The sequence below is a fragment of the Longimicrobium sp. genome, assembly GCF_036387355.1.
Taxonomy (GTDB): domain Bacteria; phylum Gemmatimonadota; class Gemmatimonadetes; order Longimicrobiales; family Longimicrobiaceae; genus Longimicrobium.
Genome location: NZ_DASVTX010000507.1, coordinates 1 through 8,591 on the forward strand (window position 1 = coordinate 1; position 8,591 = coordinate 8,591).

Annotated in this window: 8 protein-coding genes and 1 pseudogene; 7 read left to right on the forward strand and 2 right to left on the reverse strand. The window is 71.8% G+C overall.

Translation table 11 applies throughout. The features are described 5' to 3' along the window. A partial coding sequence (locus VF665_RS22055) for a DJ-1/PfpI family protein (RefSeq protein ID WP_331055634.1) occupies positions 1 to 647 on the reverse strand: 647 nt, incomplete at its 3' end. Between the two features lie 87 nt (positions 648 to 734). Here VF665_RS22055 and VF665_RS22060 point away from each other — a divergent pair. After that, positions 735 to 1,556: a dienelactone hydrolase family protein gene (locus tag VF665_RS22060; protein ID WP_331055635.1), complete on the forward strand. Its 822-nt coding sequence runs from the start codon at positions 735 to 737 to the stop codon at positions 1,554 to 1,556. 80 nt (positions 1,557 to 1,636) lie between these two features. On the opposite strand, the gene VF665_RS22065 is transcribed toward VF665_RS22060, so the two are convergent. Beyond that, positions 1,637 to 1,999, reverse strand: a complete 363-nt coding sequence (locus VF665_RS22065) for a hypothetical protein (protein WP_331055636.1) — start codon at positions 1,997 to 1,999, stop codon at positions 1,637 to 1,639. A gap of 410 nt (positions 2,000 to 2,409) precedes the next feature. Between VF665_RS22065 and VF665_RS22070 the strand changes: the two genes are divergently transcribed. From VF665_RS22070 to VF665_RS22095, 6 genes and pseudogenes are all read left to right on the forward strand, one after another. Further along, complete coding sequence (locus tag VF665_RS22070; RefSeq protein ID WP_331055637.1) at positions 2,410 to 3,930, forward strand: sulfatase-like hydrolase/transferase; 1,521 nt, start codon at positions 2,410 to 2,412, stop codon at positions 3,928 to 3,930. A gap of 304 nt (positions 3,931 to 4,234) precedes the next feature. Further along, entirely contained in the window at positions 4,235 to 4,645 is a 411-nt protein-coding gene (locus VF665_RS22075) for a GntR family transcriptional regulator (protein WP_331055638.1), read from the forward strand. Then, a complete protein-coding gene (locus VF665_RS22080; RefSeq protein ID WP_331055639.1) occupies positions 4,642 to 5,556 on the forward strand; it encodes an ABC transporter ATP-binding protein in 915 nt (304 codons plus the stop codon). The genes VF665_RS22075 and VF665_RS22080 overlap by 4 nt, the downstream gene beginning before the upstream one ends. After that, positions 5,553 to 6,455 (forward strand): hypothetical protein, encoded by a 903-nt coding sequence (locus tag VF665_RS22085; protein WP_331055640.1) that lies wholly within the window; start codon positions 5,553 to 5,555, stop codon positions 6,453 to 6,455. Before VF665_RS22080 ends, VF665_RS22085 begins: the two co-directional genes overlap by 4 nt. A gap of 93 nt (positions 6,456 to 6,548) precedes the next feature. Next, on the forward strand, positions 6,549 to 7,451 hold the full coding sequence (locus tag VF665_RS22090) for an ABC transporter ATP-binding protein (RefSeq protein ID WP_349263163.1): 903 nt from the start codon (positions 6,549 to 6,551) through the stop codon (positions 7,449 to 7,451). Then, positions 7,448 to 8,591: pseudogene (locus VF665_RS22095) on the forward strand (hypothetical protein); the annotation flags it as partial. The gene VF665_RS22090 and the pseudogene VF665_RS22095, both read left to right, overlap by 4 nt.

Consider the following 8,591-nt stretch of genomic DNA (forward strand, 5'->3'; position numbering starts at 1 on the left):
CTCTGCCGTCCATCCAGCAGCAGGTAGCGCGCGCACCGCCCGGCCAGCGCGGGGCCGCCGTGGCGCGTCACCAGCGCGAGCATCAGGTCCAGCTGCGCCATCGCCGCGCCCGCGGTGGTGACCGGCCCGTCCGCCACCACCATGGCGTCCACATCCAGCCGCACGCGGGGAAACATCCGCGCGAACACGGGCGCCAGCCACCACGTCGTCGTGGCGCGCCGCCCGTCCAGCAGCCCGGCGTGCGCCAGCAGAAACACGGAGGAGCAGGAGGCGGCCACCTCCGCGCCGCGCTCCGCCGCCTTCCGCAGCACGCGGACGGCCGTCGCGGCATCCGGCCGGTCCATCCGTTCGCGCAGCTCCGCCTCCGTCGTCGCGCCGAGCCCGGGGACGACGACGAGGTCCGCACCGCCCTCCGCGCCGGGCGTTTCATCCACCAGGCCCGCCGCCATCCTGCGCCCGGAGCCGGAGACGCGCGGCGCGAACAGGGGCGGCCGATCCTCCACGGCGCGCAGCCGGTTGGCGGTGGCGATCACGTCCAGGGTGATTGCAACGCTGGAGGGCATGGCTCCGGCGAGCACCATCACGTCGACGACGGGCATGGCGAGATATCCCCGAAAGGTGGCGGGTGTGACGCTGGTGCCCAGCATGGCGGGGCGCGAACCTCTCCGCAACCCCGCGGGCCACCTTCGGCCCCGGGCCGAGGTTCGCTCCCACCCCGGACTCCACGGAGATCCATGCCCGGCACCGCATCCAATCCCGATCTGTTCCACGGCTTCGCGCGGCGCGAGGTCACGCTGCGGGGCGCCACCCGCACGGTGTACGTGGCGGGGGAGGGCCCCGCCGTGATCGTGATGCACGAGATGCCGGGGATCAGCCCGCAGGTGGTGCGTTTCGCGCGCTGGGTGCGCGACGCGGGGTTCGCCGTCTACCTGCCTTCGCTGTTCGGGGAGGACGGCGCCGTGCCGTCCGCGGAGGCGGGCGCGGCGGTGTTTCAGCGGGCGTGCATCAGCGCGGAATTCCGGGCGCTGGGCGGCGGCGTGTCCAGCCCGGTGACCGCGTGGCTGCGGGAGTTGGCGCGTCTGGCGCAGGGGGAGCGCGGCGGCCTTGGCGTGGGCGCCATCGGCATGTGCTTCACCGGCAACTTTGCGCTGGGGATGATGCTGGAGCCCGCCGTGCTGGCCCCGGTGCTGTCGCAGCCCTCGCTTCCGCTGAACGATCCGGCGGGGCTGGAGATCTCTCCGGATGAACTGCGGGCCGTGCGCGAGCGGCTGGACCGCGACGGCCTCACGGTGCGCGCCTACCGGTTCGCCGGCGACCGGTTCTGCACGGCGGAGCGCTTCGCCGCCTATCAGGCGGCGCTGGGCGAGCGCTTCGAGCCGCGCGTGCTTCCGGACGCGGCGGCCAACCTTGCGGACGTGCCGCCCTTCTTTGCGCGCCACGTTCCTACGCCCCACAGCGTGGTGACGGTGCACCTGGCGGACGGCGCGGGCGAACCGACGCGCGCCGCCGTGGACGAGATCATCGCGTTCTTCCACCAACGGCTCTCCGCGGTCTGACGGGACCCGGATGCGAAAAAACGCCGGGCCGTCCCCCGACTCCGGGACGGCCCGACGTTTCTGCGCATCCGATCCGCGGGTCAGGCGGGGCAGAAGAACTGCATGCTCGCGTAGCCGGTGCGGTTGGCGTCGTCCGTCACCTCCACCTGCACCGTCTTCCATCCCCAGTACGGATAGCAGTCCACGTTGCCCCAGCTGGCGCCGTCCGCGTCTTCCTGCTCGATCACGTGGGTCCATTGAAAGCTGTACCCGCTGCCGCTGCCGCCGGACGCGGTGGCGGAGCAGGTCTGCCCATCGATGTGGCAGCTGAGGCTGACGGTGGGCAGGTTCCAGAGGTCGGCCGAGGGCTTGCCGTCCGGCGCGAGCGGGGTGGAGGCGCCGTCGGCGCAGGCGGCGAGGGCGAGCGACAGGCCGGTGGCCAGGAGGGCGGTGCGGGTGTTCATGACGTGCTCCGTGTTCCGGGTATGAGCGGCGGTGCGTCCGCCGCGTGTGCCCTCCCCGTCCCGCACGCCGAATGCCCGGTTCGGCGCGGGCGCAAGCTGCTGCCACGTCCGGTCTTGCGCCGGAATGGCCGGTTCTGGCTGCGGCGAGGATTGGTGCACTCCGTCCTCCGATGCACCAGAATGTGTCGGCATCAGCGATGGGGGGCGGGTGGACTCGCCGGGCACGGCGGGGACGGGACTCAGGATGAGGATCGATGATCCTTGCCCGACATCTGTTTTGCGCCATGATTGCCGGAGCCGTTCGCCCGCCGCAGTCCCCCCTTCCATCCCAGCCCCCACTGTCATCCATGCAGAGCGACTTTTCCATGCCCCGTCCATCCACCCCGAGCGCCCCGGCGGGGGAGCACGGGATGACGGGGATGAACGTGGTGATGTTCATCACCGACCAGGACCGCGCGATCCAGCATTTTCCGCCGGACTGGGCAGAGCGCAACCTGCCCGGCCTGCGCCGCCTGCAGCGCCAGGGCGTGACCTTTACCCACGCGTTCACCAACTCGTGCATGTGCTCGCCCGCACGGGCCACACTCATGACCGGGTTCTTTCCCGCGCAGCACGGCGTGCGCTACACGCTTGAGGAAAGCATGGACAACCCGGCGCGCTACGACCAGGTGGAGCTGCCGACCGGCTTCGCCAACCTGGCCACCGGGGCCGCCGCCGCGGGATACACGCCGGTCTACCAGGGCAAGTGGCACCTGAGCAAGCACCTGCCCGGCGGCGGCTGGGAGCCGGTGGACGTGGAGAAGTACGGGTTCCGCCGGTGGAATCCGCCCGACGCGGGAGCCAACCAGGACATTCCCGAGGCCGGCGGCGGCGACCCGGACAACGACGGCCGCTTCATGAACTCGCGGGCCGGCACCAGCGGCAACTACGAGGGCGTGCTGGAATACCTGCAGTCCGCCGCCGCGGAGCAGCAGCCGTTCTTTCTGGTGATGTCGCTGGTGAATCCGCACGACGTGCTGTTCTATCCCAACACCTACGTGGAGGCGGGATACGAAGACGCGTGGCTCAAGGGCGACATTGAGCCCCCGGAAACGGCAGGCGAGGACCTGAGCACCAAGCCGGTGGTGCAGCGCGAGTTCCTGGCGCTGTTCAACCAGACGGGCGCGCTGGACACCCCGGAAATGCAGCGGAACTACCTGAACTTCTACGGCAACCTCATGAAGGCGTCCGACCGGTACCTGGTGGACGTGCTGGACATGCTGGACCGCACGGGGCTGCGCGACCGCACGGTGGTGATCCGCACGGCGGACCACGGAGAGATGGGGCTGGCGCACGGGGGGCTGCGGCAGAAGAACTTCAACGCGTACGAGGAGTCGCTGCGCGTTCCGCTCGTCTTTTCCTGCCCGGCGCTGTACGACGGCGAACTGCAGAGCGACGCACTGGTGTCGCACGTGGACTTTCTGCCCACGGTGGCGACGCTGCTGGGCGCGCCGGGCGAGGCACGGGCCGCGTGGCAGGGCGTGGACTACTCCGCCGCCGTTCTGCATCCCGCCCAGGCGGCGCCGGTGCAGACGTACACCGTCTTTACGTGGGACGACTGGCAGGCGGGGCAGGCGAACCCGCCGTACCTGCCGCCCCCCAACCACATCGTGAGCGTCCGCGAGGCGCATTGGAAGCTGTCCCGCTACTACGACGTGAACGGCGTGGTGCCGGACCAGTGGGAGATGTACGACCTGCAGGCAGACCCGCTGGAAACGACCAACCTGTGCTGGCCCGGCTACACACGCACGGATCACGAGGAAACGGCGTACCAGCGGCTGCTTGCCCTTCTGGACGAAGTGCAGCAGACCCGCCTGCAGCCCCTGCCCGATACGCCCGTGATCACCAGTGCGGAAACTTCCCGCGTGGAGAACCCCGCTTCCGGGGACTGAGCGGGCTCCTCCCGAGGCGCGGAGGACGGAACGGACTTTCCGTGCCTCCGCGCCGTTCCCCGCCTGCCGATCGCGGTTCACCCGGCCCGCACCGACCCTTCGCGGAACCGGACCGGGCTCCGCCCCTCCCCCGCAGTTCCCCCGCGGCCTCCGCCACCTCCGCGTCCTCCGCGTGAGATGCCGTCGCCGTTGACCCCTGCCCGTCGCCCGCACGGAGGAAAAGGATGCACACGAAGCCCTTGCCCATCCATTCATACCGCTGTAGTGTTGTACTTGTGTGCAACACCGCAACACGGGAGCCTGGATGCTCGTGAACCTCGACCCCAACGACGCGCGGCCGCTGTACCTCCAGATCATGGACGAGGTGCGGCGGGCGCTCGTTGTGGGGAGCCTCAGGGCGGAAGACCCGCTCCCCTCGGTGCGCGAACTGGCCGCGGACCTCGCCATCAACCCGCGCACCGTCTCGCAGGCCTACGGCGAGCTGGAGCGCGAGGGGGTGGTGTACGTGCGCCGCGGGCAGGGGACGTTCGTGGCGCCCGGCGCCCGCCCGGACCGCGGCGCGGTGGGGCGCGGGGTGGCGCGGCGGGCGCTGCTGGAGGCGCGGCGCAACGGGCTGGACGTGGAAGAACTGGTGACCATCATCCGCGAGGTGGCGGCAGAGGAGGAGAACGCATCCCTCCCGGCCGGCGCGGCGAACCCTGGAGACGACCAATGAGCCCCCTCCATCCGGAGCCCGGCGCCCCCGCGGTGGCCACCCGCGGCCTGCACAAGCGGTACGGCCGCGAAACGGCGCTGGCCGGCGTGGACTTTCTGGTTCCCGAAGGCGCCGTGTACGTCCTCGTGGGCGCCAACGGCGCGGGCAAGAGCACCACCTTCAAGGTGCTGATGAACCTGGAGCGTCCCGACGCGGGGACGGCGGAGGTGTTCGGGGTGGATGCCGGGCGCGGCGGGCCCCGTGCGCGGGCGCAGATCGGCTACGTGCCGGAGCACCACGGCCCCGGCTACCGGTGGATGACCTGCGGCCAGCTGCTGCGGCACGCCGCGGCGTACTACCCGTCGTGGGACGCGGCGTACGCGGAGCACCTGGGGCGCGCGCTGGGCCTCAAGCCCCACCGGCGCGCCGGCACCCTGTCCAAGGGCGAAAACCGCCGGCTGCAGCTGGTGATGGCCATGGCGCACCGCCCGCCGCTGCTGCTTCTGGACGAGCCCACCGACGGGCTGGACCCCGTGATCCGCAGGCGCACCCTGGCGCTGCTGGCCGATCACCTGGCCGACACGCCCACCACCGTGGTCGTTTCCACCCATCACGTGACGGAGATGGAAACGCTCGCCGACCACGTGGGCGTGCTGCGCGAGGGCCGCCTGGTTGCCCAGATGCCGCGCGACGAGCTGCAGCGCACCGTGCGCCGCTACCGGGCGGGGGTTCCGGACGGATGGACGGCGCCCCCCGGGCTGCCGCAAGCGCGCCGCTCCCGCGCCGGGCGCGAGCTGCAGTGGACGCTGGTGGGCGAGCCGGCGGAGCTGACGGCGCGGCTCACGGCGGCCGGGGCGGAGGTGCGCGAAGTGACCACGCTGGGGCTGGAAGACGCGGCCCTCGCCTTTCTGGCCGAGGAGGACACGGTATGACGGAGTGGGTGCTTCATTCCGGCGCGCGGCCGGGCGGCGTGGCGCGCGCGCAGATCCGCGCCGTGGGCCTGGCGCTGCGCGGCCCCGCGATGGTGGCGGGCGGCGTGCTGGTGCTGGCGACGGCGCTCGCCGTCGCCGACATGCGCGGCAGCACCGGATTCAACTTTCACCCCGAGCGGTGGATGGTTCCCGGGCTTTCCGGGCTGCTCCTGCCGATGGCGGTGTGGCGGGGCGAAGAGCGCTTTGGCCCGGGCTTTCTGTGGACGCTGCCGGTGGACCGCCGCGGGCACGCGCTCGCCAAAGTGGGGGCGGGATGGGTGTGGCTGATGGCCGCCGTGGCGCTCTTTGTCCTTTGGCTGCTCGCGGTCGCGCTGGCGTCGGGCGGCAACGTGCTGGGCCCGGAGACCCTGCGGATGATCCCCCCGCTCCCGTATCCGGGCGACGGCGGCCTGAATCCCGCCGCCATCACTCCAACCGCGTGGACGCCAAACCCGGTGCTCTGGCTGGTGCCGTTCACCGCGGCGACGGCCATGTACCTGCTGTCCAGCGCGCTGGCCCTGGCCACGCCGCACCCGTTCCGGTGGCTCGCCGGCGTGCTGCTCACCTTCTTTCTGATCGCGATGGTGAGCGACGCGGCGGACGCGGACGGGGTGGCGCAGATCCCCGAGTACCTGGTCAGCCTGCTGGTGGGCGGGCGGTACGGGCTGGAATCCGTGCTCATCGCCAGCACCGAAACGCTCAAGGTGGAAACCCGGCTCACCACGGGCGAGATGGCCGTGGTGTGGCGCGGGCTTCCCGACCCCGCGCAGTGGGCGCGAAGCACTCTTCTGTGGACGGCGCTCGCCGCGGCCGCGCTCTGGGCGGCGGCATCCCGGCACCGCGAGACCCGGCGCGCCTGACGCGCACTTCCTGACCCGCACAATCCAGCATTTCCCGGGCGCTTTTTCTTCATGAAAAGGCGCCGCGGACCCCTCTTGCCCCGAATTCTCGCCATGGACCTGCGCATTCACGGTCTCTCCAAGTCGTACGCCAACGGCGTGCGCGCCCTCACCGACGTCACCCTCACCATTCCGACGGGAATGTTCGGGCTGCTGGGGCCCAACGGGGCGGGAAAATCCACCCTCATGCGCACAATCGCCACGCTGCAGGAGCCGGACACGGGAACCATTCACCTGGGCGACATCGACGTGGTGCGGCAGAAGGACCGCGTGCGCGAAACGCTCGGCTACCTGCCCCAGGAGTTCGGCGTGTACCCCGGCGTGAGCGCGGAGCGGCTGCTGGAGCACTTTGCCGTGCTCAAGGGGATCACGGACCGCCGCGCGCGGCGGGAAACGGTGGACGCGCTCCTTCACCAGACCAACCTGTACGACGTGCGCAAGAAGAAGCTCGGCGGCTTTTCCGGCGGCATGCGCCAGCGCTTCGGGGTGGCCGTCGCGCTGCTGGGCGACCCGCGGCTGCTGATCGTGGACGAGCCCACGGCGGGGCTGGACCCGGCGGAGCGCGTGCGCTTTCTGAACCTGCTGAGCGAACTGGGCGAGAACAGCGTTGTGATCCTGAGCACGCACATCGTGCAGGACGTGAGCGAACTGTGCACGCGCATGGCCATCATTGACCGCGGGCGAATTCTGCTGGAAGCCGAACCGCTGCGGAGCGTGGCCGCGCTGCAGGGGCGCATCTGGCGGCGGGTGGTCGCGCGCGACGAGCTGCCGCGGGTGGCGGGGGAGCACGCCGTCATTTCCACCAAGCTGCTGGCCGGGCGCACGGTGGTGCACGTGCACAGCGACGGGCACCCCGGCGCGGGGTTCGAGCCCGTGCAGGCAGACCTGGAAGACGTGTACTTCTGCGCCATGGCCGGGCTGGGCGCCGGGCGCGGCGAACCGGCGGTGGCGGGATGAGGTTTCGCGAGATCGTCCGCTTTGAGGCCGGGGAGCGGCTGCGGCAGCCGTTCACCTGGTTTTCGGTGGCGCTGGTGTTCGCGCTGGGGGTGCTGCGCGCGGACGCGGCGGACCTGGGAATCACGCTCTACCACGCCCCCCTCAACGCCGCCGCCTCCATGCTGATGGTGGGGATCATGGCCACGCTGGTGACCGCGGCCCTGTTCGTGGACGCGGCGCAGCGTGACGCGCGCTGGCGCATGGAGCCGCTGTTTCACACGGCGCCGCTGCGGGGGCGCGACTACCTGGGCGGGCGCTTTGCCGGCTCGCTGGCCGTCAACGCGCTGCTGCTTCTGCTCGTTCCCGCCGGGCTGCTGGCGGGCGCGGGGCTGGCGGGAACGCGCCCGGAGGAGCTGGGCGCCTTTCGCCCCGCGGCGTACGCCTTTCCCCTGCTGGTGCTTCTGCTCCCCAACCTGGTGGTGAACGGCGCGGCGCTGTTCGGGGTGGCGCTGCTGACGCGGCGGAGCCTGCCGGGCTACCTGGCCGCGCTGGCGCTCACCGTGGCCTACCAGTTCACCCTGGTGGTGGGGCAGCGCAGGGGCGGCGCGCTCTGGGCCCTGCTGGACCCCACGGGCGCCGTGGCGATGGCGCGCCAGGCGGACGGCTGGACGCGGGTGGAGCAGAACACCTCCCTCCTGCGGCTGGAGGGGCTGCTGCTGTGGAACCGGCTGCTCTGGCTGGCGCTGGCGGCGGGAATGCTGGCCCTGGCGCTGCGCCGCTTCCGCCGGATGCGCGCCGTGCCGGCCGGCGGCGCGCGTGCGCCGGAGCGGGAGGAAGCGCGTCCCGCCGCCGTCCCGCGCGAGCGGGCGGTGCCGCGCGCGCCGCGGGAGTTCCGCGCGCGGACGCACCTGCTGCAGGTGGGGGAGACCGCGCGCACGGGGCTGCTGCACATTGTCGCGGCGCGCGAATTCGGGCTCATCGCCATCCTCCTGTTCGCGTTCGCGCTGATCAGCGTGGCCGACCGGTGGATCTTTGGCGGCATGCTCTTCTGGCCGCTGACCCAGAGCGTGGCCGCCGGGCTCACCCGCCAGGGGCTGCCGGAGATCGTCGCCGTGCTCACCGTGTTCTACGCCGGAGAACTGGTGTGGCGGGAACGGGATG

Bases quoted from the DNA above. Each gene is read 5' to 3' on its own strand.
- VF665_RS22085 (WP_331055640.1), top strand. From the start codon at position 5,553: ATGACGGAGTGGGTGCTTCATTCCGGCGCGCGGCCGGGCGGCGTGGCG.
- VF665_RS22075 (WP_331055638.1), top strand. From the start codon at position 4,235: ATGCTCGTGAACCTCGACCCCAACGACGCGCGGCCGCTGTACCTCCAG.
- VF665_RS22080 (WP_331055639.1), top strand. From the start codon at position 4,642: ATGAGCCCCCTCCATCCGGAGCCCGGCGCCCCCGCGGTGGCCACCCGC.
- VF665_RS22065 (WP_331055636.1), bottom strand. From the start codon at position 1,999: ATGAACACCCGCACCGCCCTCCTGGCCACCGGCCTGTCGCTCGCCCTC.
- VF665_RS22060 (WP_331055635.1), top strand. From the start codon at position 735: ATGCCCGGCACCGCATCCAATCCCGATCTGTTCCACGGCTTCGCGCGG.
- VF665_RS22090 (WP_349263163.1), top strand. From the start codon at position 6,549: ATGGACCTGCGCATTCACGGTCTCTCCAAGTCGTACGCCAACGGCGTG.
- VF665_RS22070 (WP_331055637.1), top strand. From the start codon at position 2,410: ATGACGGGGATGAACGTGGTGATGTTCATCACCGACCAGGACCGCGCG.